A 23,368-nucleotide genomic window follows, 5' to 3' on the forward strand; every position below is an offset into this window, starting at 1 on the left:
CCGGTGAACGTCCAGGAGGAAAGGCGGCAAGTTGATCGCGGTCAGGGAGCTCCATGAGATCGCGGAGTTCGAGCGGGTCCTTGGGCTGTACAACGAGATCTGGCACTTCGAACCCGGCGACCCGCCCGTCACGCTGGAGTTGATGTGCGCGTTGGCGCATTCCGGCAACTACGTGGCGGGAGCCTTCGACGGTGACCGGCTCGTCGGTGGCTCGGTCGGGTTCTTCGCCGCGGGCGGCACGCTGCATTCCCACATCACCGGCACGACCGCGCGCCGGGGCGTCGGGCTGGAGCTGAAGCTGCACCAGCGGCGCTGGGCCCTGGAACGCGGGCTGGAGCACATCACCTGGACCTTCGACCCCCTCGTACGCCGCAACGCCCACTTCAACCTGGCCAAACTGGGCGCCCGCCCCCAGGAGTACCTGCCCTGCTTCTACGGCGTCATGGACGACGCCATCAACCAGGGCGACGAGTCCGACCGTTTGCTCGCCTCCTGGCCGCTCACCGCACCCCACGTCGAGGCGCTCGCCCGTCGCGAGCCGAACGTCACACCGGCGCCGGAGGACGCCGTCGTGGCGCTCGCGGACGAGGGCGGGCGGCCCGTCTTGGGGCGCGCCGACGGGCCGACGGTGCTGGTCGGCCTGCCCGCCGACATCGAGGCGTTGCGGCGCACCGATCCGGGCACGGCCAAGGCGTGGCGGCACGCCGTTCGTGACGTGCTCGGGGGCCTGATGGCCGAAGGCCGTCGGGTGACCGGGTTCTGCGAGAAGTCCTTCTATGTAGTGGAGAGAGTGTGAAGATCACTGGGGTTGAGCTGCGGCGGATCGCGATGCCGCTCGTGGCGCCGTTCCGCACCTCGTTCGGCACCGAGACCGCCCGCGACGTCCTGCTGGTCAGAGTCGTGACGCCGGACGCCGAGGGGTGGGGCGAATGCGTGGCCATGACCGAGCCGCTCTACTCCTCCGAGTACGTCGACGGCGCCGCCGAGGTGATCCGCCGCTTCCTGCTGCCCGCCCTGCCCACAAACCTGGACGTGCACGACGTCGGCCGCGCCCTCGAACCGATCAAAGGCCACCGCATGGCCAAAGCGGCGCTGGAAACGGCCGTGCTGGACGCGCAACTCCGGGCGGCGGGCGAGTCGTTCGCCCGTTTCCTCGGCGCCGCCCGTACACAAGTGCCGTGCGGGGTGTCGGTCGGCATCATGGACTCGATCCCGCAGCTGCTCGACGCCGTCGCGGGCTATCTGGACGAGGGATACATCCGGATCAAGCTCAAGATCGAGCCCGGCTGGGACGTCGAGCCGGTCCGAGCCGTGCGCGAACGGTTCGGCGACGACGTGCTGCTCCAGGTCGACGCCAACGCCGCCTACACCCTGAGCGACGCCCCGCGACTGGCCCGGCTGGACGCGTTCGACCTGCTGCTCATCGAACAGCCGCTGGCCAACGACGACCTGGTTCAGCACGCGAAGCTGGCGCAGCGCCTGAGGACGCCCATCTGCCTGGACGAGTCGATCGAGTCGGCCGAACACGCCGCCGCCGCGATCGCACTCGGCTCGTGCTCGATCGTCAACATCAAGCCGGGCCGCATCGGCGGCTACCTGGAGGCAAGGCGCATCCACGACCTGTGCCGGGCGAACGGGATCGCGGTGTGGTGCGGCGGCATGCTGGAGACCGGCATTGGCCGGGCGGCGAACGTGGCGCTGGCCGCGCTGCCGGGGTTCACGCTACCGGGCGACACGTCGGCGTCGCGGCGCTACTACGCGACGGACATCACCGAGCCGTTCGAGCTGGTGGACGGACACCTCGAGGTGCCGGCCGGGCCCGGCATCGGCGTCGAGCCGATCCCCGACGTGCTCGACGCGGTGACCACCGCCACCGAGTGGATCACCCTCTGAGCCGCGGCACCGATGCCAGCAGCGCGCGTGTGTAGTCGTGGGCCGGCTCGCCGACGACCCGCTCGGCGGGCCCGTGCTCGACGATCCGGCCGTGGTGCATGACGGCGATCGTGTCGGCGACGTACCGGACGACGGCCAGGTTGTGCGAGATGAACAACATCGACAGTCCGAGTTCGTCGCGCAGCCCGCGGACCAGGTTGAGCACCGCTCCCTGGACCGACACGTCGAGCGAGCCGGTGATCTCGTCGGCGACCAGCAGGGCCGGGTCACCGCCGAGGGCGCGGGCGATCGCCACCCGCTGCCGCTGGCCGCCCGACAGCTCGCGCGGGTAACGCCCGGCCAGCTCGGCGGGCAGCTGGACGAGGCCGAGCAGCCGCGGCACCTCCGTGGCACGGCGGCGCTTCTCGATGCCCTCCCCGACCGTCTCGCCGATCGTCATGCGCGGGTCGAGCGACGCGTACGGATCCTGGAAGACCATCTGGACACGCGGGGTGCCCTCGATCCCACCCGTGTAGGGCACGAGCCCGCTCACGGCCCTGGCCAATGACGACTTGCCCGATCCCGACTCGCCGACGAGGCCCACGACGTGGCCGTCGGGGATCTCCAGGGTGACGTCGTCGACCGCGGTGAAGCCGCCGTAGCGCACGGTCAGACCTTCGATCCTCACGAGGTGACCTCCCAGCAGGCGACCCGCTGCCGCGGGCCATGGACGACGAGTTCGGGACGTTCCGTCCGGCAATGTTCGGTGGCGAGCGAGCACCGGTCGGCGAACGCGCAGCCCGTGCTGACCTGTGCCGGGGCCGGCTGCGTGCCGGGGATGCCGGCCAGCGGGCGGCTCCGGTCGGTGTCGAGGTCGGGCAGGGACGCGACGAGCGCCTTGGTGTAGGGGTGCGCGGCACCGTCTGCGAGCCGGTCGGTGGGCAGTTCCTCGACCACCCGGCCCGCGTACATGACGACGACGCGGTCGCACAGCTCGCCGACGACGGCGATGTCGTGGGAGATGAACAGCAGGGCCGCGCCCGTCTCCTCGACGACCTCGCGCAACAGCCGCAGGATCTGCCGTTGCACGGTCACGTCGAGGGCGGTCGTGGGCTCGTCGGCGATGATCAGGCGTGGCGTGCCCATGAGGCCCATGGCGATGACCGCGCGCTGCCGCATGCCGCCGGACAGCTCGTGCGGATGCTGGGCGGCGTGCTTGGCGGGGTCGGGCAGGTGGACGTGGCCGAGCCGATCGACGGCGCGGCGGCGGGCGGCCGCGCGGCCCGCGCCCTGGTGGACGACGGCCACCTCGGCGAGCTGGCCGCCGACTTTCAGCGCGGGGTTGAGCGAGGCCATCGGGTCCTGAAACACCATGGCGAGCGCGGTGCCCAGTTCCTTGCCGGACATGGTGGCGACGTCGGCGCCGCCGAGGCGCAGCCGGCCGTACGTCACCGTGCCGGGATAGGGAACCAGGCCGCCGATGGCGGCGGCGGTCAGACTCTTCCCGCTGCCGGACTCGCCCACCAGGCCGACGATCTCCCCCGGCGCCACGGTCATGGACAGCCCGCGTACGGGGGCCGAGCCGCCGGGGAACGAGACGGTCAGGTCGCGGACCTCGAGGACGGCGTCCGGGTCCGGCTCCCCCGCTGGCTCCGGCGGCTCTGGGGGTATGGTGCCGCGCTGCCCGGCCGAGGAGCGGGCGGCGGCCCTGGCCAGGGTGTCGCCCAGCAGGTTGAAGCCGATGCCGGCCAGCGCGACGGCCGCCGCAGGACCGAGCGCGACTTCGGGGGTGACGTAGATCCGCGCGAACCCGTCGAACAGCAGGCGCCCCCAGTCGAAGTCCGGCGGCTGCACACCGAGACCGAGGAACGACATGCCGGCCAGGCCGAGCAGCGCGCCGCCGAGCGACTGGGCGAGGTTGAGGATGAGCGGTTCGGCGATGTTGGGCAGGATGTGCCGGGCGAGGATGCGACGGCGGGACACACCGAGCATGCGGGCCGCGGCCACGTAGTCGGCGCCGGCGACCGAGGCGGCCAGGGTCTGGGTGAGCCGGGCGAAACCGGGCGCGATGGCCACGCCTATGCCGAGCACCGCGCCGCGCGCGCCGAGCCCGGTGACCGCCGCCGTGAACATGGCCAGCAGCAGGCCGGGAAAGGCCACCAGGGCGTTGACCGCGCCGGTGACCATCCGGGCGGCCCGCCGGGGCAGCACGGTCGGGAGCGCGCCGAGCAGGATGCCCCCGACGGCGCCGATGAGCGTGGCCGCCAGCGCCAGGGCCAGAGAGTAACGGCCCGCCACGAGGACGCGGGCCAGCAGGTCGCGGCCCAGGTTGTCGGTGCCGAGCGGGTGTTCGGCGGAGGCGCCCTGGAGGATGGCGCCGGCGTCGATGCGCTCTGCGGCCTCGCCCCAGATGAGGGGCCCGGCCACGGCGAGCACCGCCATGAGCAGCACCAGCACGCCGCCGATCAGCGCCGGGGCGCCGCGCCACACGCCGCTCCGGGAACGCCCGGCGGGCATGCCGTCCTCCTTCTCCGCGCCGCCGTCCACGGCCCGGGGGCCGTCCGGTGCCGTCTTGACCCGCATCAGGCCGAGACCTCCTTGATCTCCGAGGTGGGATCGAGCGCGCCGAGCACCAGGTCCACGACGAGGTTCACGACCAGCACAATGGCGCCGTACACGAGGATCACGGCCTGCGCGACCGGGTAGTCCTTCTGCGTGATCGACTCGACGATCTTCAGGCCGAGTCCGGGCCAGGCGAAGACGTACTCGACCAGGACACTGCCGGCGATCAGCGAGGTCAGCAGCAGGCCGCCCACGGTCAGGGTGGCCGTGAGCGTGTTGGGCAGCACGTGCCGCAGGTGGAGCCGGGCCGCGGGCAGCCGCTTGGCGCGGGCCAGGCGCACGTAGTCGGTGCCCAGCTCGCGCAGGGTCTCGACGCGGGTGATCCGGGCGATCATGGCGATCGGCCCGACCGACAGGGCCAGGACGGGCAGCACGTACGTGAGCGGCCCGGCCTTGCCGGCGGGCGGGAACCAGCCGAGGCCGACGGCCAGCACGGCCACCAGCGCGATGGAGTACAGGAACTCGGGCACGGCCACGGCGGTGCCGGTGACCGTGCCGAAGGCCAGTTCGGTGCCGCGGTTGCGCCCGTTCTCCGTCCGTACGGCGGCCCACATGCCGAGCGGCACCGCCACGATCAGCGCCAGTGCGGTGGCCAGGAGGGCCAGGGCCAGGGTGTTCGGCAGGCGGGCCGCGATGACGTCGCCCACCGCCTCCCCCGTCAGGAAGGACGTGCCGAAGTCACCGGTCAGGACGTCGCCGACGTACGTGATGAGCTGCTCCGGGAGGGGGCGGTCCAGGCCGAGCGCGGCCGTACGGGCCTCGACCAGCTCGATCGGGGCGGCCGGCCCGAGCGAGGCGCGCACCGGGTCGCCCGGGATGAGGTGGATCATCGCGAACGACGCCACCAGCAGCACCGCCAGCGACACGGCGAACCGCATGATCCGGCGCACGACCGTACGTAGCGTCCTGCGCGCGGCCGTGCCCGTCCTGCTGCCCGGGCGCTCCGGGGTCCGGGGGTCGCTCACTAGTCTCCTTGCGTGAGGCGGATCGAGGTGGGCACCAGGCTCCCGGCCGTGGTGCGGAACGTGGCGCCCTTGCCGGCCAGCAGTGCCGTGGTGTCCACCACGGGCACCAGGTCGGCGGTTTCGAACAGGGCCGACTCCGACTCCAGCCACGTCGGGCAGGCCTCGGCCGCGGGGAGCTTGCTCGCCTTGGCGACGAGCTCCTCGTAGCGCTTGTTGGTCAGGTGGGCGAAGTTGGCGCCCTTGGGGGCGGACGGCCCCGACAGGAAGCCGACGAGCTGGCTGGGCAGCGTGACGCCGATCGGCAGCCACACGACGTCCCAGTCCTGGGTGGCGTTGAGCGACTCCGACAGCTTGGTGTCGATCACGCCGTTCAGCTTCACGTCGACGCCGAGCTTCTTCCACGCCTCGGCCATGTACTCGGCGGCGGCCTGGTAGCCGGGGCCGCGGGTGGTGGCGTACATGTAGCGCAGGCTCAGCCGCTTGCCGTCCTTGGCCCTGAACCCGTCGGCGCCGAGCTTCCAGCCGGCCGCGTCGAGCCCGGCCGCGGCGGCCGCGGCGTCGAAGGCGGGCACGTGCCCGGCGACGGAGTCGCCCAGGCAGGGACGGGGCTCCAGGACCAGGCCGGTAGCGGGCTTGCCGGTGCCGCCGGAGGCGATGCCGGCCAGTTCCTGGAGGTTGATCGCCTGCGTCAGGGCCTTGCGGACCTCCGGGTCGCGGGCCGCCCTGTCGTCACCCTGGTGGTAGAAGAACTGGCCGGTGCTCGCCGTGAGCGACTGCTTGTTCACGCCAGGGGAGGCCTCGAGGCGGGACCGGTCGGGCCCGAGGAAGACGGCGCCGTTGAGGGAACCGGCGACGAGGAGGTTGGCGGCGGTCTGCTCGTTCGGCACGACCTTCATCACCACCGTCTCCGGCAGGTCCTTGGCGGCGGCGCCGGCCGGCCCCCAGGCGTAGTCCCGGCGGACCTTGAACGTGTAGTGGTCGCCGGGGACCGCCTCGGTGAGCTGGTACGGCCCGCTGCCGGAGGTCGCCCGGGCGATCGAGGCGCGGTCCTTCACCCCCTTGCCGCACACGATGAACATCGACCGGGTGCTCTCCAGGATGAAGCTGAACGGCTCGGCCATGGACAGCGTCACCGTGCCGGCGGCGTCGTCGGCCTCCGCCTTCATGCCCGAGGGCACCAGCACGCCGTAGATCGGCGACTTGGTGGCGGGGTCGGCGATGTGGTTAACGTTGTCGGCCACGTTCGAGGGGGTCACCGGGGAGCCGTCCGAGCAGGTGACGCCCTTGCGCAGGGTGAAGGTGGCCGAGTCGGGCTTGACGTCCCACCTCTCGGCCAGCGCGGGGACGATCTTCCCCGACTCGTCGACGAAGACGAGCGTGTCGTAGGCGAGGGACAGCACGTTGTTGGTGACCGACAACACGCCCATGGCGGGGTCGAGGGCACCGGGGTCGGCCGGGATCGCGAACGTGAAGGTGCCGCCCGTGGCCGGCTTGCCCTGCTGCTCGGGGCCGCTCGCCGTGCCTCCGCACGCGGCCGTGAGCAGGGCGAGCCCGGCGAGGGCCGCGACTGCGCGTTTTGTCATGAGCACTCCAGACGAGCCTGGGGGGTGGGCACAACCTTCCTGCCTGCGCAGATCCGGTTCTATGTGCCTGCACACGAAAAAGCCGGGGCGGCTCGTGCTAGCGACCGAAGATCCGCATCTGCAGCATCACGGTGAGCCGGGCGTCGGGGTCGGACAGGTCGAGGCCGCTGATCTCGACCAGGCGCTTGAGCCGGTAGCGGAAGGTGTTGGCGTGCACGTGCACCCGGGCGCTGGCCGCGTTGACGTCGCCGAACGCGTCGAGGTAGGCCCGCAGGGTGGCGGCCAGTTCGGTGCCGTGCTCGGCATCGTGGTCGAGCAGCCGCTGGTAGGGGCCGGTGGGCGCCTGCTCCTCGGCCGCGGCCACGTCGGCGACCTGCAGCAGCAGGGACTCGAAGTGCACGGCCGTGTAGCCGGCGACCTGACCGGTGGTGCCGCGGGCGCGCAGCACGCGCAGCGCCCGGTCGGCGTCCGCGCGCGACCTGGCCGCCTGCGAGAGGTTGGCGGCCAGGCGGCCCACGCCGATGTTGGCACCATGGCGGGGCCCGACCCTGGCCAGGAAGCTTTCCGCCACGCGTACGGCCCGCGCCTCTTCCTCGCCCACCGAGTGCAGCGGCAGCACGGCGTAGGCGACGGAGCCGACGAGCGCGGCGGCGGCCTTGGGGTGGATGGCGGCGACGTGCAGCGCCAGCGCGTCGCAGAACCGCTGCCGGTCGCTCTCGCTGCGGGCGGGGTCGCCAGTGGGGTCGCCCGCGGCGCCGTCGGAGACGAGCTGGGCGGCCAGCACGCAGAGCCGGGCGGTGGCGATGCCGAGCCGTCCGGCCGCTTCGGGCGCGTCCGCGCCGCCGGCCAGCACGGTCGACAGCAGGTCGGCGCGCAGGCGCCGCTGGGTGTCGGCCCCGGCCCGCTCGCGCAGGAGCTGCAGCGCGACGATCTTGGCCGCGTCGGCGAGCGCGCGCTGCCGCTGCTCGCTGAGCGGCTCACGCACGGCCACCCAGATGGAGCCGAGGATCTCGTCGCCGCTGCGCACGGCCACGGCGGCCCGGTTGATCACGCCCTCGTCCTCGAGCTCCATGTAGATGGGCTCGCGGCTCTGATAGAGCTGTTTGAAGAAGCCACGCTCGTCGAGCATCCGCAGGTAGCGTTCGGGGACCTGGCGGCCGAGCACGGTCTCCACCCGGCCCGGGTCGGCCTCGTCCTGCCGGCCGGAGAAGGCCAGCACCCGCGACGACCTGTCCTCGATGGTGACGGGCGCGTCGAGCAGCGCGCAGACGGCGTTGGCCAGCGAGAACAGGTCGCCTTGCGGCCCCTGCCCGGGCTCGGCCAGGTCGGCCTCGGCCAGCAGGGAGCGCAGCAGCGCGGCGACCTGCGCCCAGGAGGCGGCCCGGGTGAGACCGAGCACGGCCACGCCGGTCTCCAGCACGGTGGCGCGGACCTTCTCGTCGACGTCCACGGGCAGCTTCACGACGACGCCCGCTGCGGCGGGCGCGCGTTCAATGAGTGAGCAGATCTCCGCGGCGCCCCGCACGCCGACCGCGAGCACGATCCCGCCCGGGGGGACGATCAGCTCGTCGAGCGGGTCGAAGATGTGCACGCCGGTGACCTCGGCGTCGAGATCCCCGGGTGAAGCCGCAACGTCGAGGACGGTGGTGCCGAGGTCCTCCAGGATCCGTCCAGGCTGGCTCGGGGGCGGTTCCTCACGCGCTCACGATAGTCCACGAAAACCGACATCAGCGGAGTAAGTCGACAGCCAGGCGGGCGGCGCTGCCGATGGCGGCGTCCGCGGCGGGCAGGCGGGAGTGGATGACGTCGCTGCGCACGAACACGGCGACGGCGTACCGCTTGCCGTCGGGGTACTCCACGACGCCCGACTCGTTGCGAATGCCCCACAGGGAGCCCGTCTTGCCCGACACCTTCACCTCGTCGGGGAAGCCCGCCGCCAGCCGATGCGGCCAGATCTGCTCGCCCATGACCTTCCGTACTTCGGCACACGCGTCAGGAGGGCCGGCCTCGTCGCGCCAGATGAGGCTCAGCAGCGTGGTGATCTCGCGCGGGGTGCCGGCGGTGGTGCGGGCCGGGTCGCGTACGGCCATGGCCCGCAACTCGTCCTGAGTGGCGGCGTCCCAGTCCTCGCCGATGTCCTTGGTGACCTGCTGGAACAGCTCGGCGCACCCGCCGATGAGCCGCGTGCGGCGCAGCCCCAGCGCGGCGAGGGTGCCGTTGACCCGGTCGAGCCCGACACGGCGCAGCAGCACGTCGGTCGCCGCGTTGTCGGACATCGTGATCATGAAGTGGGCCAGGTCGCGCAGGGTGAGCGACACGTCGTCGAGGCAGCCGGAGGTGCCGATGCCGCCGTCCTTGTCGGCGGCGGTGACGGTGAGCCGCTCGGTGCGGCTGAGCTCGCCGGCGGCGGCCTGCCGGGCGTACTCCAGCGCGACCGCGATCTTGAAGACCGAGGCGAGCACGACGGGTTCGTCCGGATCCAGCCCGATCTCAGCGTCGCCGTCCACCTCGCGGGCGTGCAGGAAACCCCGCACGCCCGCCTCGGCGAACACCTCGGGCAGGTCAGGCACGGGCCACCGCGCGGCCGTTGTGCAGGTAGGCGGCGCGCCCGTCCCGCAGCACGAAGGTGACCACATCGTGCCGGCCGCCCTCAGCCTCGACGGCGATGAACGACTCGCCGTCGAAGTGCACGTACCGGGTGGTCGTGCGGGCGGCGCCCATGCTCTCCATGAGAGGGCCGGGGATGAGCGTGACGTCCAGGCCGTCTCCGGCGGCGGCGACCTCGTAGCCGAGCTGCGGGCCGGTGTAGCGGCCCGCGTACGAGGTGCCGTCCACGGGCTTCGGCGCCTGCGGCGGCAGAGGCTGCGCGGGCACCGTCAGGCCGGTCGCCTCCTCGATGACCGGCCGCGCCACGTCGGCCATGAGGCCGAAGAACGAGCCGCCGTTCCCGCTCATCGCGATGACGAAGTCCGCCTCCGGCACGTTGCCCGACGTGCCCGAGCCCGGCACGATGCGCCAGAACGTGCTCTGCCCGGGCGTGCCACCGTCATGGCCGAACGCGCCCCAGCCGAACAGCTCCACGCCGAGGCCCCACCGGTCGGCCAGCGCGCCGCCGACTCCCGGCACGTGGACCTGCGGCGTGAGCATCGCGGCCACCGACTCCTCGGACAGCAGCCGGGTGCCGTTCGGCGCCAGGCCGCCGGCCGCCAGCGCCCGGCCGAACGCGACCAGCTCGCGCGGGGCCAGGCACATGGTGGAGCCGGCCGGGGCGTTGGAGCGGGGCATCTGCCAGCCGGGGTAGACGGCGGCGTCCGGCCCGACGTGGCCCGCCGAGGCGCGGAAGAGCACGGCCTCCTCACCGAACAGCGCCGCGTGCGTGGCGCCCAGCGGGGCGAGCAGGCGCTCGCGGATCGTCTGCTCCCAGGTGCCGCCGCGCAGCCTCGCCACCAGCGCACCGAGCACGCAGTAGCCGGCGTTGCAGTAGGAGAACAGCTCGCCGGGCTCGTGCACGTGCCCGGCGGTGCGCAGGTGGTCGAGGAACCTGTCCAGGCAGTCGTCGCCGCGCCCGGTGTCCTCGAACACGTCGCCGTCGAAGCCGGCGGTGTGCGTGAGCAGCTGGCGGACGGTGACGCCGCCGAAGGCGAAGTCCGGCAGGTACTCCCCCACCGGCTTGTCGAGCTCGACCAGGCCGTCCTCCGCGAGCTGCATGACCAGCGCCGCCGTCCACACCTTCGTGGTGGAGCCGACCTGGAACACGCTGTCCGTCGTCGTCTCCACGCCGGTGGCCGTGTTTACCACGCCGGTGGCGGCCTCGTGCAGCTCGCCGTCGTGCCACACCGCGACGGCCGCACCGGGCACGCCGTGCTCGCGCGCCGCCTCGGCGAGGCGATCCCGCAGGTCCATGTCGATCTCCTCAGCTGACCTTGGGAGTGGCGCGGGCGCCCAGATGCACGTACCGGGTGCCGTCGGCCAGCTCGAAGAACACCGCCGCCATCCAGTCGCGGGTGCCCGGCGCCTGGAACAGGAACAGGTTCTCATCGACCGGGATGAAATCGGACTCCTCGGGCGGGTGCAGGGCGGCCAGCTCGCCGGTGGCCTCGAAGCGCAGGCGGACCTTGCCGTCGTCGAGCACGCTCACCGTGATCCGGGCGCCGGCCCGCTCGTAGACGCCCGCGTACGGGGCGACGTCCACGTCGGCCGGGGTCTCCGGCAGGGACGGCGTGGGCGGCACGGTCAGGCCGTCCAGCTCGGCGAACAGCTCGGTGGCGACGGCCCGGGTGAACGCACCGCTCTGGCCGCCGTTGGCGGTCACGCAGACGACGGTCCCGGTGCCGGGCACCACCCACAGCATGGCGTGCTGGCCGATGGTGTTGCCGCCGTGGGAGATGACCTTGTGGCCGCTCCACTCGTCGATGATCCAGCCGATGCCCCACTGCTTGCCCAGCGTGTACGGGTTGGGGATGTCGACCTGCGGCTCCCACATCGCGCTCGGATCCTTCAGCAGGCCACTCTCCAGATGGGCGCGCCCGAAGTCGACCACGTCAGCGGGGCGGGCGCAGATCAGCCCCGCCGGGCCCATCGACCGCATGAGGCCCCACACCGGGGCGGTCTTGCCGCCCTCGTGGCCCATCGCGGCGCGGAAGCGCAGCACGTCCTCAGGCAGCGTCCAGGTGTGGGTGAGGCCGAGCGGCTCGCAGATGCCCTCGCGCAGGACATCGTCCCAGCGTTTGCCGGTCAGCCGCTCCAGCACCCGGCCCGCGATGACGAACCCGGAGTTGCAGTAGGACTGGGTGACGCCGAGCGGGTGGTTCTGTGCCAGGGTGGCGCAGGCCGCCACGTACTTCTCCACGCAGTCGTCACCGCGGCCCGTGTCGATGAACTGGTCGCCGTCGATGCCGCTGGTGTGGGAGAGCAGGTGCCTGATCGTCACCTTCTTGGTGGCCTCGGGGTCGGCCACCTTGAACTCGGGCAGCACCTCGATGACCGGCGTGTCCAGCGTCAGCCGGCCCTGCTCGACCTGCTGCATGATCAGGGTCGCGGTCCACACCTTGGTGACCGAGCCGATCTGGTAGAGCGCGTCGGTGGTCGCGTCGACGCCGGTGTCGGCGTTCAGTGTGCCGGCCGCGAACTCGTGCAGCTCGTCCTGGTGCCAGTACGCCAGCGCCGAGCCGGGAACCTCGTACTCGGCGATCAGCTCGGCGAGCCGCTGACCCATTGCTCCAGCCACGCGATGATCCTTTCGTTGTAGTCGTACCTGTGCGAGGGACGCCCGCTCAGGATGAACAGATGGCTCGCGCCGGGATAGCGCACCAGCTCGACGGGCACCCGGCGCTCGCGCAGGGCGGTGAACCACTGCTCGGCCTGGCCGACGGGGCAGCGGTCGTCGTCCTCGCCGTGCAGGAGGAGGGTCGGGGCGGTGACGTCCGCGACGTGGGTGATGGGCGACTGGGCGACCAGGTCACCGGCGTACTCGTGCACCTTCATCAGGTGGCCGAGGTCGGACGTGCCGCTCAGGCTCGTCAGGTCGCTCACGCAGCCGCCGGGGATCGCGGCCTTGAACCTGCCGGTCGTGGCCGACAGCCAGCAGCTCATGTAGCCGCCGTAGCTGTAGCCGGTGACGGCCAGCCGCTCGGGATCGGCGACGCCGTCGGCGATCAGGGCGTCCACGGCGGCGAGCAGGTCCTGGGCGTCGGCCAGCCCCCAGGCGCCGATGGAGGCGGTGTAGAAGTCCTCGCCGTACCCGTCGCTGGCGCGCGGGTTGACGGTGAGGACGGTCCAGCCGCGGGCGGCGAGGAGCTGGTGGTAGAGGTGGATGCCGTCGAAGACGGGCGACCAGGCGTTGTGCGGGCCGCCGTGCACGTCGAGCAGCAGCGGGCCGGGGGTCTGCGCGGTCTCGTCACGCAGGACGAAACCCTCCACCTGGGTGCCGTCGGGGGCGGTGAACGTGCGGCGGCGTGCGGTCAACAGCTCGACATCGTCGAGGGCGTAGTCGGTGAGTCGCGATATATCCGGCGCTAACGCGCCAGATATATCCGACATTTCGCCCGACGTTACTTTTTTCGGGCCTGGGGTCATCAGGTAGACGTCTCCCGCGCTGTGCTGCGTCGCCGCCACGTACGCGACCACCCCCACCGCCGTGCTGATCCCCGAGATGTTGACCTCACCCGGCACCAACCGCTCGCCCGGGGCCCCATCCGAGACGCGGTAGAGGTGCGTCGAACCGCCGTCGCGCGCGCAGAACAGCAGGTCCTCGCCCAGCAGCGCCGGGGTTCCGCCGGGGTAGCCCGGGGCGCCGGTCATGACGTTCCGGTCGAGGCCCGTCTCCACCTCGCTCCACCCGCCAGGGCCGAGCTCGAACAGCCGGACGTGCCCTACCACGGTGCCCTTCAGCCCCGCGGCGACCAGCCGGTCGCCACGCCACCAGACGCCGCCACAGATGAAGCCGGGGTCCGTCAGCCGCTCCGGCACGCTGCCCTTGGCCGCCTCGACGGCGTACGCGGCACCGCCCGGCTCGAGGTCACGATCGGCGTCCATGGCGGCCACGAACGCCAGGCGCAGGCCGTCGGGCGACCACGACGGCTCACCCGCGTGGAAGTCCCCCTGGGTGACCTGGACGGTCTCGCCGGTGACCACATCCGTGACGAACTGGTGCCTGGTCATGCCGCGCAGCAGCCCCGCGCCGTCGGCCTTGTGGTCGAGCCGGCCGGTCACGACGGGGGCGTTCGGGTCGGGCATCCCGCCGTCCTCGCCCGTTCCGACGAGTGCGGCGAACGCAATGCGGGAGCCGTCCGGAGACCAGACCGGCGCGCCGGCGCCAAGCTTCGCCGAGGTCACCGGGGCGGGCTCGCCGCCGTCCATCGGCAGCAGGTGGATCTGCGGCCGGTCGTCCACCGGCCGCAGGAACGCCAGCGTCCGGCCGTCCGGCGACCACCGCGCGGCGCTGCCGGCGGCGAGGCGCCGGGGCTCGGTGCCGGGAGCGGCCAGCCAGATCTCGGTGCGGTTCTCGTCGGAGTCTCGAACGGCGGTCGTCAGTGTGTACGCCACGGCTCCCCCGTCGGGACGCACCTGGGGATCGGAAGGGACGGCGAGGCGGTAGAGGTCGTCGAGCGCGAGATGCGGCATGAACGAACCGTAAGCCTCCGTCGTCCCGGCATCTTCGGTGCTCCCGACGAACGACGCCGCCCGGCTTGTGCGGGAGCCCAACGCCCAGACCGTCCCGGGGCGGAATCGGACCCCGACGAGCAGCCACCCCCGGACGTCACGCCCTACGCGCCGCCCACCGCGTGAGCGAGAAGGGCTCCAGGATCCTCACAGGCCGCCCGGCCAGCACGAGCGGGGCGAGGTGTTCGGCGGTGCCGGGCGCCAGGGTCAGGCCCAGCGTGCCGTGCCCGGTGGCCGCGTACACGCCGTCGTGGCCGGGGACCGGCCCGATCAGCGGCAGGCTGTCCGGCGTGGCGGGCCGCAGCCCACCCGGGGACGAGCGCTTGGCCTCGGCCCACCCGGGTGACCATACGTGATGAGCGGTTGCCTTGGATTTCATGCTGTTGGCCCTGGTGCCGCTATGCCTGTCACAGTTTTCCGCGCGCTCGCCGCTGGGCATGATCAGGAGATCGTGGCAGTCGGACTTCGGGGGGAGTCGTGACGGAAGAGGGGCGGCCGCGCGGGCGGCCCTCGCTGTCGACGCCGGTGTTCGTGGTGGGGGTGCTCGGCGTCACGGCAGTCGTGGTCTGGCTGGACGTGATCACGGGCGCCGCCGTACGCCTGCTGCCGCTGCTGATCTTCCTACCGTCGATCGTGGCGGGGCTGGGCACGGTGTGGCAGACCGTCGTCGCATCGGTCTGGGTGCTGGCGATGGTGGCGGGGACCCAGACCTACGTAGGAGTGGATCTGGACGACAACCTGGTGGCGGCCGGGTTCATGGCGGTGTTCGGGCTGGTGAGCGTGCTCGGGTGCCGCTATCGGGTGCAGCGCGAGCAGGAGGTGCGCCAGCTGCGCTCGGCGGCGGCCGCCCTGCAGCGGCAGATCGTCAGGGCACTCCCGTTGCGCTCCGGCGACGTGGTCGTCGACGGCATCTACCAGCCGGTCGAGGAGGACGCGATGGTGGGCGGCGACCTGTACGACGTGGCCGCCTCGCCGTACGGAACCCGGGTGCTGATCGGGGACGTGCAGGGCAAGGGGCTGCCGGCGATCGGCACCGCGCTGGCCGTGCTGGAGGCGTTCAGGGAGACCGCGTACCGCGAAGACACGCTCACGGGGGTGATCGCGGCGCTGGAGAGCACCGTGCTCAGGCACAACGCGTTCGCTGCGCACACCGGGGAGCCCGAGCGCATGGTCACCGCCCTCGTGCTGGGCATCGGCCATGAGCTGGAGGTGGAGGCGGTCAACTGCGGGCACATCGCCCCCTACGTCATCAACGGCGGCGACGCCCGGCAGGCGCCGCTCGGCGAGGCCGCCGTGCCCCTGGGCCTGGCCGCGCTGGCGCCGGCCCCGCGCCAGAGCGCCCGCTTCCCCTTCCCGCCCGGCGCGACGCTGCTGCTGTGCACCGACGGGGTCACCGAGGCCCGCGACCGGTCCGGCGCCTTCTACCCGCTGGGCGAGCGCCTGCGCGCGTGGGCCGCCGCCCCACCCGACGGCCTCGCCCAGACACTGAGCGCGGACCTGCGGCGGTTCACCGGTGCCGCCCCGCGCGACGACGTTGCGGTCCTCACCATCACACGGGCATGAACCGGTTCCTCGATCGGCGGGCCCCCACACCCGGCGCGCCCCTCTCCCATGAGCCGGTGGCACCCCTGACGGAAAAGTGTGACGAGCGGGTACGTACAATCTGTTTTATCCCCACCGTGATGTCGTGGGGAGGTCGCGTTGCCGCTGTTCGCACTGCTGGTGCTGGTGCTGCTCTCCGCCGGATGCGGCGCCGCACGGCCCGCGCGGCCGGCGCCCAGTCCTTCCGCCGCAAGCGGTCCCTCCGTCGCCTCCCGCTCTCCCGCCGCGCCCAAGCGTTCCGTCGCCCCGCGCCCGCCCGCCGTGCGCAAGCCGGTCCTGCCCAAGGTGCCGTACGTCGCCTCCGGCAGGTACGCGGTCGTGCGCGGAGGCGCGCCCGCCAGGCCGGGCCGCGAGGCGGCGGTCCGGTATCTGGTCGAGGTGGAACGCGGCCTGCCCATCGATGCTCGCGAGTTCGCCGCCCAGGTGCACCGCATACTCAACGACGTGCGCGGATGGGCCCCTTTCCAGCGCGTCGACCGCGGTCCGGTGCAGGTGCGCGTCGCGCTGTCCAGCCCCGGCCTCACCGTCAGCCAGTGCCGCCCGCTGCGCACCGGCGGCGAGTTGTCGTGCTGGAACGGGACCCGCTCGATCATCAACGCCCTGCGCTGGATGACGGGTGTGCCGCAGTACGAAGGCGACCTGGCCGCGTACCGGGCCTACCTGATCAGCCACGAGGTCGGCCATGCCCTCGGACACCACCACCGTCCGTGCCCGGGTCCCGGCCGGCTCGCCCCGGTCATGGCGCAGCAGTCGAAGTCGCTGGGCCGCTGCCGGCCGAATCCGTGGCCTTTCCCCGGTCGCAAACACCGCCGCAACGGTCCGTGAGAATGGCTAGAGAGCTTGTCCGGTGCCGACGCCCCGGAGCAGCGTGTCCACCACGCGGGTGGCGAGGGCGTCGGGGCCGGCGTCGCGGCTCTGGGCCGCCTCGTGGACCAGCGCGTAGTAGACCCGCCTGGCCCAGCCGAGATCCACGTCTGCCCGCAGCACGCCGGCCGCCTGCGCCCTCCTGAAGAGGCGATCGCAGCGTTCCTCCACGTCCGCGTGCACCCTGGCCACCTCGGGGTCGTCCGACAGCGCCCGGCTCATCGCGAACCCCCAGTCGCTCTTGACCCGCAGCACGCTGGCCGTGACCTGGTAGAGCGCGACCAGCGGCGGCGTGTTCTCCGGGTGCGCGGACTCGACGGCCTCGGCGAACTGCCGGGTGGCCCACGCCGCCATCGCGCCCACCAGCGCCTCCCGCGAGGCGAACCGCCGGTGCACGGTCGTGCGCGCCACCCCCGCGGCTTCGGCGATCTGCTCCATGCTGGCTCCCGGGTTCCTGCTGAGCACGCGCTCGGCCGCCTCCAGGATCGTCCGCACCGTCCGCGCCGCATCGGACCGCATCGCCCGCGTCGTCTCACTCACCCCCACAGGGTACGGCACCGTCACCGTTACGTCATTAGTTGCGTCATCTATGTCGCAAGTCGTATGGTCGAAGCATCAGGACTGACGCAACTCATGGAGGACGACCATGGACATGCAGCTCACCGGCAAGACGGCCGTGGTGACCGGCGCGAGCAGAGGGCTGGGGCTGGCGATCGTCCAGGCGCTGACCGGCGAGGGAATGCGCGTTGTGGCGGCCGCCCGGACGATCTCGCCCGAGCTGAAGGAGACCGGTGCGATCGCGGTGGCGGCCGACCTGTCTTCGGCGGGCGGCCCCGCCGAGGTGGTCGACCGGGCGCTGGCCGAGCTGGGCGGGATCGACGTGCTGGTCAACAACGTGGGCGGCGGCGACGGAGGCGAGGGGCAGACCGGCGGGTTCCTCGGCTTCGACGACGAGCAGTGGCGGCAGACGTACGATCTGAACTTCCTCAGCGCGGTACGCGCCACCAGGGCCGCGCTGCCGAGCCTCATCGGCCGCCGCGGCACAGTGATCAACATCTCCTCGATCGGCGCCCGGCTGCCGCACAGCGGCCCGGTGCCGTACACGACCGCCAAGGCGGCGCTGACCGCGTTCGGCAAGGCGCTGTCGGAGGAGTTCGGCCCGAAGGGGGTGCGGGTCAACACGGTCTCGCCCGGCCTGACCCGCACCTCGATGTGGGAAGGCCCCGGCAGCTATGGTGCCGCGGTGGCCGCCGCGCACGGCGTCGAGCACGGGCGGTTCCTGGCCGGGCTGCCGTCCGCCGCCGGGGTGACGACGGGCAGGTTCATCGAGCCGGAGGAGGTCGCCGCCCTCGTGACGTGGCTGGCCTCACCGCACGCCGGGAGCGTCAGCGGCGCCGACTACGTCATCGACGGCGGAGCGATCAAGACGGTTTGACCTATCGCGATATATCGTGGGGATGGGAACACCGGGGGGTCCTAGCCCGGTTGAGCGAAGTGAAGTGACCTCCGAAGGGGAGAGTGAGCGATGGCGGGTAGGCGGCAGGGCTCGACGATACGGCGCATTCTGGCGGGCGGCGCGGCCCTCGCGGCAGCCGGCTGGGCGCTGCGTGACGTGCCGGCCGAGCTGGGCGTGCGGCCGCTGAGCTCGGGCTCGGACCGGGCGGCGCGGATACGCCGCTCACCGCAGTTCAGGGATGGCACCTTTTTCAACTCGATGCCCGAGCCGACACATCTGATGACCAGGCCGCCGGTGAACCTGCTCAGCGAGCTGGCCAAGAACAGGGAGCAGCGCCGCCCCGCGGCTCCCGTGCCGCTGCGCGTCCCCGCGTCGGGGCCGCCCCCCGCCGACGGCGTGCGCGTCGTCTGGTACGGCCACGCCTCCACGCTGGTGGAGATCGAGGGCAAGCGGGTGCTGTTCGACCCGGTGTGGAGCAAGCGTCCCTCCCCCTCGCAGCTGGTCGGCCCGAAGCGGCACCATCCGGTGCCGGTCACGATCGGCGAGCTGCCGCTGGTCGACGCCATCGCGATCTCGCACGACCACTACGACCACCTGGACCTGGCGACCGTGCGCTCGCTGACCAGGACGCAGAAGGCGCCGTTCCTGGTGCCGCTGGGCATCGGGGCGCACCTGGAGCGGTGGGGCGTGCCCGCGTACCGGATCATCGAGCTCGACTGGGAGGAGGAGGCCCAGGTGGCGGGGCTGCGCTTCGTCGCCACGGCGGCCCGCCACTTCTCGGGGCGGGCGTTCACCCGCAACGACACGTTGTGGGGGTCCTGGGTGATCGCCGGGGCGAGCACGCGGGTGTTCTACGCGGGCGACTCCGGATACTTCGAGGGTTACCGGGGCATCGGGTCGGCACACGGGCCGTTCGATCTGACGCTGATGCCGATCGGCGCCTACAGCCCCGCGTGGCCGGACATCCACATGAACCCGGAGGAGGCCGTCAACGCCCACCTCGATCTCGGGGGTGAGCTGTTGCTGCCGGTGCACTGGGCGACGTTCACGCTGGCCCTTCACCCGTGGGCGGAGCCGGTCGACCGGTTGTGGCGGGAGGCCAAGGCACGCGATGTCAAGATCGTCGTGCCCCGGCCGGGCGAGGCCGTCGACACCACCGCGGCGCCGGCGGTGGACGGCTGGTGGGAGATGCTGAGCTGAACGGGCGGCCCCGGCGGGCCGCCCGTTTGATCAGGGGTCAGCCAGGCCGGTCCAGCTCCGCGCCGGGCGGCTGCGAACGCCGGTCCAGCTCCGCGGCCGGCGGTCGCGTTGCCGGGTCCGGTGCCCGTTCGGGCTCGGGTTCGTACGCGGCGACCGCCTCCTCGTACGCCTGGCGCAGCTTGTCCGCCTCGGCCTGCGGGTTGTGGAACCAGTTCGTGGACCACAAGCGGTGGAAGTTCCAGCCGAGCCGCTCCAGGTGCTCCTTGCGCAGCCGGTCGCGGTCGCGGACGCTGCGTGAGTCGCGATAGGAGGCGCCGTCGGCCTCGATCGCCAGGACCATGCGGTCCGGGTCCCTCGGGTGGGTGGCGGCGAAGTCGACACGGAAGCCGCCGACGCCGAACTGGGGCACGACGGTGATGCCGTGCCTGGCCAGGCGGTCGCGTACATCGGCCTCGAACGGGTTGAGTGCCGTGCCGCCCGAGGCGTCGGCGGGGGTGCCGCCGGAGCCCGCGTACTCCAGGTAGTCGGCCAGCAGCCGGGCTCCCGCCTTGGTGACGCGAGCGGGGTCCACGTCGTGGCTGGAGAACGAGCTGACCAAGGTGAGCCGGTGCTTGGCGCGGGTGGCGGCCACGTTCAGCCGGCGCTCGCCGCCGTCACGCAGCAGCGGGCCCCACTGGTAGCGCATGCGGCCGTCGCGGTGCTTGCCGTACCCGATGGTGAGGATGATCGCGTCGCGTTCGTCACCCTGGACACGTTCGAGGTTCTTGACGAAGAACGGCTCCGGCGCGTCCTCGGCGAAGAAGTCCTCCAGCTCGGGATGCTCGGCCAGGGCCTCCCTCAGCGCCTGATCGACGCGTTCGGCGTGGCGCATGCCGAGCGCGATCACGCCGAGCGACTCGCCCGGGCGAGCGCGGGCGTGGTCCAGCACCAGCTCCACGACCTTGTCCACCTCGGCCGGCACCGACGCCTCCTGACCTGGCCCGACCGGCTGGGCGACCACCACATGCCGCAGGCAGTCACCGCGCGACACACCGGGGAACGTGGTCAGCGCGCCACCATAGATTCGGGCGTTCGAGAACGCCACCAGCCGCTCGTCCCTGCTGCGGTAGTGCCAGGTCAGCGGCCACGTCGGCAGCAGCGGGCGAAGCGCGTCGAGCACCGACTCGAACCCCGCGCCGAACGACACCCGGCTCTCCTCCTCCTCGGCCCCGAAATCGGCGTCCTCGGGCCCGTCACCCACCTGCCGGAAGAAGTTCGTCGGCGGGAGCTGCCGGTCGTCGCCGGCGACCACGATCTGGTGCGCCCGCATGATGGACGGGACCGCGTCGGCGGGCACGATCTGGCTGGCCTCGTCGAAGATCACCACGTCGAACAGCCGCGTCGCGGGGAGCACCTGGCTGACGATCAGCGGGGACATGGCCCAGCACGGCTTGAGCGCGAACAACACGTCGCCCGTCTGGTCGAGCAGGCGGCGCAGCGGCAGCTGACCCCGGCGCAGGGCCGCCTGCTTGCGGATCACCCGGGCCTGGAGCGGGTGCCGGTCCTCGGCGTCGCGCAGCCGGACCGCCCACGCCCTGCGGACCCGTGCCCGGTTCGCGGCCATGTGCCGGATGTCGCGCTCGCGGAAGTCGCCGGCGATCTCGTCGAGCGCGTCTCCCCTTTCCGCGGCGTATCGCGGGTCGCTGACCCTGACGTGGTCGAGGATGGAGGAGTACCAGGCGTGGTCGAACGCGGCCGCCGCCAGGTCCGCCGTCGCCTGTTTGCGTGCCAGGCCGTCGAGGAGCTGGCCGAGGCCCAAGGCGTCGAACCGCATGCCCAGGTCGTACAGTCTCGGGAGTTTCCACGCGGTGTCGCGGTCGGCGCAGAGCGCGGCGAGGACCTCGCCGGGCTCGTCGGGGACGCGTACGTAGGCGCGGAGGGAGGCGAGCTGTGCCTCGCACTCGGCCTGCAGCCGCAGCAGCCCGCCGAGATCGGACGGCGGCCACGGCGGCCTCCCCCGCCCCCCATCCCGGCCGCCGTCCCCGGTCGTGCCGTCGCCCCCGGGCGAGAATGCTCCGCCGCCGGCGCCGTCGCCAGCCGCAGCGCCGTCGCCGCCTCGCCCCGCACTGCCGGGCGGGGCGGTGCCGTCGGGGCCGGCGCGCCAGGCGCCGGGCGCGGGTGGCGGGAGTCGGAACGCGTCCCACTCGGCGAGCTGCGCGGCCGCCTCCGCCAGCGCCGCGTGCAGCTCAGCGCGCTCCGGCTTGCCGGCGCCCAGCCACAGAGCCCGGGCCTGTTTGCGCAGCGCATGGCGCTCCCGAAGGCCAATGGGACCGCCGTTCGCGTCTGCCGTCTCTGAGCGGGCACCATTCCCCGGCGCTCGCGGCCGGGTGGGGCCGGTCGTGAAGGGGGTGGGCAGGCGGGGGACGGTGCCGTCGCCGACGGCGGCGGCCAGGCGGGACGGGTCGGACTCGAAGACGCGGGGCGACAGGCGCCGCATCGTCTGCGCGACCCCGGCGAAGAGCTGCAGCACCGCCACCCGCTCCCGGTGCCCGTCCGGCGCCCGCAGGCCCGCCTCGGCGCACGCCTGGTCCACTCGGTACGCCAGCAGCGGCAGCAGGTGCGAATGCAGCCGGGAGGCGAGGTCGGCGGCCTGCCGCGCCTGCTCGGCGGTCCGCAGCGAAGCCCCGTACCAGGGCGTGCTGCCGGGACGCAGGGTGAACCCGCCCAGGTGGGCGAAGTCGCGCAGCTCGTCCCTGATCCGGTCGGCCGCCTCGCGGTCGATGCGCTCGGGCGGGAAGAGCCGCACCGGCGTACGCGCCTCGGCCGGGATGCCGAGCAGCGCCGACTGGATCTGGAACGCCGACACCCCCCACGGCGCATGCGGCTCGTGCAGCCCGGCCACGTGCCGCGACAGCCGGCGCTGCCGGTCGATGAGCCGCCGGTCCAGCTCCTGCTCGGGCACTTCCGTCACGGCCTGGGCGAGGTCGAGCGTGTCGCCGAGGTCGCGGGCGATGCGCAGCCGGTCGCGGGTGCCCTCGTGGATGTCGAGCACCAGGTCCCCCAGGTCGGCGCCCTTGAGCCGGGACAGCACCGCGTCGATCGCGGCCCGCTTCTCGGCCACGAACAGCACCTTGCGTCCCTTGGCGACCAGCGCCGCGATCAGGTTCGCGATGGTCTGGCTCTTGCCGGTGCCCGGCGGCCCGTGGATCACGAGGCTGCGGCCGGACTGTACGGCGGCGATGGCGCTGCGCTGGGAGGAGTCGGCGTCGAGCACCGAGTAGTCGTCCTCCGGCGAGTCGAGCTCCAGCGGCTCCCCCCGGTCGCCCGACAGCAGCTCCTGCGCCTCGGGGTCGCCGGCGATGGCGGCCACCACGTCGCTGTCGGCCAGCAGCTCGCCTGCCGCCTGCATGTCCCTGACCATGGGGAGTTTGGAGTAGGTGAACGTGCCGATGACGCGCCGGTCCTGGATGTCGAATCCCGGCACCTCGGCGGCGGCCGCGATGGCGCGCAGCTGGTCGTGGTCGCCGGTGGCGCGCTCGGCTGCGGCGCCGTACACGGTGGCGAGCTTGTGCAGCAGCACCGGGTTGACCTCGTCCTCGTCGTCGAGCGCGAGGTGGAAGTCGTCGTGCCTGGCCCTGGTCGGGGTGATGGTGAGGCCGCGCAGCAGCACGGGTGCGGCGGGCTCGAGGAACAGCTCGTCCCACCTGGCCATGCCGGTGGCCAGGTACGCGGCCCGCAGGCCGCGCTCCTCGAGCAGCTCGCGGGACTTGCGGTGGATGGCCTGCACGCGCCTGATCGCGTCGGCCCTGGCGTCGGCGTCGCTGAACAGGCGGGTGAGCCTGATCGAGCCGGTGCGGAGGAAGCGTTCGAGGTTCGCGGGGTCGGCCGTGGTCAGGTCGAGGGTGCCTGCCCGGCGGTCCTTGTAGTAGAGCAGCGTGTTGCGCCCGCCCAGGTCGGTGAGCGCCGATATCCAGTTCGCCTGGGCCGCGGCGATCAGCTCGGCCCTGCGGTTGTCCGATGGCTCTGCCATGAAAGCGCTTCTGCCCTGACGTGGCCTTTGCAGT

General features: G+C 72.7%; 18 protein-coding genes. 6 read left to right on the top strand and 12 right to left on the bottom strand.

Annotated elements, in window-relative coordinates:
- The first annotated feature begins 31 nt into the window (after positions 1-31).
- Positions 32-796 (top strand): GNAT family N-acetyltransferase, encoded by a 765-nt coding sequence (locus ACTWPT_RS27045; protein ID WP_443180260.1) that lies wholly within the window; start codon positions 32-34, stop codon positions 794-796.
- A complete protein-coding gene (gene menC / locus ACTWPT_RS27050; RefSeq protein ID WP_443180261.1) occupies positions 793-1,893 on the top strand; it encodes an o-succinylbenzoate synthase in 1,101 nt (366 codons plus the stop codon). Before ACTWPT_RS27045 ends, menC begins: the two co-directional genes overlap by 4 nt.
- Here menC and ACTWPT_RS27055 read toward each other — a convergent pair.
- From ACTWPT_RS27055 to ACTWPT_RS27100, 10 genes are all read right to left on the bottom strand, one after another.
- Positions 1,883-2,560 carry an ABC transporter ATP-binding protein gene (locus ACTWPT_RS27055; protein WP_443180262.1) on the bottom strand — a complete coding sequence of 226 codons (678 nt, stop codon included), beginning with the start codon at positions 2,558-2,560 and terminating at the stop codon, positions 1,883-1,885. The genes menC and ACTWPT_RS27055 overlap by 11 nt on opposite strands.
- Positions 2,557-4,455, bottom strand: a complete 1,899-nt coding sequence (locus ACTWPT_RS27060) for a dipeptide/oligopeptide/nickel ABC transporter permease/ATP-binding protein (protein ID WP_443180263.1) — start codon at positions 4,453-4,455, stop codon at positions 2,557-2,559. Before ACTWPT_RS27060 ends, ACTWPT_RS27055 begins: the two co-directional genes overlap by 4 nt.
- On the bottom strand, positions 4,455-5,459 hold the full coding sequence (locus ACTWPT_RS27065; RefSeq protein ID WP_443180264.1) for an ABC transporter permease: 1,005 nt from the start codon (positions 5,457-5,459) through the stop codon (positions 4,455-4,457). The genes ACTWPT_RS27060 and ACTWPT_RS27065 overlap by 1 nt, the downstream gene beginning before the upstream one ends.
- Positions 5,459-7,042 carry an ABC transporter substrate-binding protein gene (locus tag ACTWPT_RS27070; protein WP_443180265.1) on the bottom strand — a complete coding sequence of 528 codons (1,584 nt, stop codon included), beginning with the start codon at positions 7,040-7,042 and terminating at the stop codon, positions 5,459-5,461. The genes ACTWPT_RS27065 and ACTWPT_RS27070 overlap by 1 nt, the downstream gene beginning before the upstream one ends.
- A gap of 97 nt (positions 7,043-7,139) precedes the next feature.
- On the bottom strand, positions 7,140-8,633 hold the full coding sequence (locus ACTWPT_RS27075; RefSeq protein WP_443180266.1) for a PucR family transcriptional regulator: 1,494 nt from the start codon (positions 8,631-8,633) through the stop codon (positions 7,140-7,142).
- A 136-nt stretch (positions 8,634-8,769) separates the two neighbouring features.
- Positions 8,770-9,612, bottom strand: coding sequence for a serine hydrolase (locus tag ACTWPT_RS27080; protein WP_443180267.1), 843 nt, complete (start codon positions 9,610-9,612; stop codon positions 8,770-8,772).
- A complete protein-coding gene (locus ACTWPT_RS27085) occupies positions 9,605-10,945 on the bottom strand; it encodes a serine hydrolase domain-containing protein (protein WP_443180268.1) in 1,341 nt (446 codons plus the stop codon). Before ACTWPT_RS27085 ends, ACTWPT_RS27080 begins: the two co-directional genes overlap by 8 nt.
- 10 nt (positions 10,946-10,955) lie before the next feature.
- A complete protein-coding gene (locus ACTWPT_RS27090; RefSeq protein WP_443180269.1) occupies positions 10,956-12,269 on the bottom strand; it encodes a serine hydrolase domain-containing protein in 1,314 nt (437 codons plus the stop codon).
- Positions 12,233-14,164, bottom strand: a complete 1,932-nt coding sequence (locus ACTWPT_RS27095; protein WP_443180270.1) for a S9 family peptidase — start codon at positions 14,162-14,164, stop codon at positions 12,233-12,235. The genes ACTWPT_RS27090 and ACTWPT_RS27095 overlap by 37 nt, the downstream gene beginning before the upstream one ends.
- Before the next feature lie 136 nt (positions 14,165-14,300).
- Positions 14,301-14,582: an NAD(P)/FAD-dependent oxidoreductase gene (locus tag ACTWPT_RS27100; protein ID WP_443180271.1), complete on the bottom strand. Its 282-nt coding sequence runs from the start codon at positions 14,580-14,582 to the stop codon at positions 14,301-14,303.
- A 98-nt stretch (positions 14,583-14,680) separates the two neighbouring features.
- Here ACTWPT_RS27100 and ACTWPT_RS27105 point away from each other — a divergent pair, with 98 nt between their 5' ends.
- Both ACTWPT_RS27105 and ACTWPT_RS27110 read left to right on the top strand, forming a co-directional pair.
- On the top strand, positions 14,681-15,766 hold the full coding sequence (locus ACTWPT_RS27105; protein WP_443180272.1) for a PP2C family protein-serine/threonine phosphatase: 1,086 nt from the start codon (positions 14,681-14,683) through the stop codon (positions 15,764-15,766).
- A gap of 138 nt (positions 15,767-15,904) precedes the next feature.
- Complete coding sequence (locus tag ACTWPT_RS27110) at positions 15,905-16,630, top strand: DUF3152 domain-containing protein (protein ID WP_443180273.1); 726 nt, start codon at positions 15,905-15,907, stop codon at positions 16,628-16,630.
- A gap of 6 nt (positions 16,631-16,636) precedes the next feature.
- Here the strand turns inward: ACTWPT_RS27110 and ACTWPT_RS27115 are convergent, their stop codons facing one another.
- A complete protein-coding gene (locus ACTWPT_RS27115; RefSeq protein WP_443180274.1) occupies positions 16,637-17,209 on the bottom strand; it encodes a TetR/AcrR family transcriptional regulator in 573 nt (190 codons plus the stop codon).
- 106 nt (positions 17,210-17,315) lie between these two features.
- Here ACTWPT_RS27115 and ACTWPT_RS27120 point away from each other — a divergent pair, with 106 nt between their 5' ends.
- Both ACTWPT_RS27120 and ACTWPT_RS27125 read left to right on the top strand, forming a co-directional pair.
- On the top strand, positions 17,316-18,104 hold the full coding sequence (locus tag ACTWPT_RS27120) for an oxidoreductase (RefSeq protein WP_443180275.1): 789 nt from the start codon (positions 17,316-17,318) through the stop codon (positions 18,102-18,104).
- A gap of 90 nt (positions 18,105-18,194) precedes the next feature.
- The gene (locus ACTWPT_RS27125) at positions 18,195-19,325 is read left to right on the top strand and encodes an MBL fold metallo-hydrolase (RefSeq protein WP_443180276.1); all 1,131 of its coding nucleotides are present in this window, start codon (positions 18,195-18,197) and stop codon (positions 19,323-19,325) included.
- Positions 19,326-19,362: 37 nt separating this feature from the next.
- Here the strand turns inward: ACTWPT_RS27125 and ACTWPT_RS27130 are convergent, their stop codons facing one another.
- Positions 19,363-23,334, bottom strand: coding sequence for an AAA domain-containing protein (locus ACTWPT_RS27130; protein ID WP_443180277.1), 3,972 nt, complete (start codon positions 23,332-23,334; stop codon positions 19,363-19,365).
- Positions 23,335-23,368: the final 34 nt, after the last annotated feature.

It is taken from the genome of Nonomuraea sp. 3N208, assembly GCF_052245935.1.
In the GTDB taxonomy this organism is placed as follows: domain Bacteria; phylum Actinomycetota; class Actinomycetes; order Streptosporangiales; family Streptosporangiaceae; genus Nonomuraea.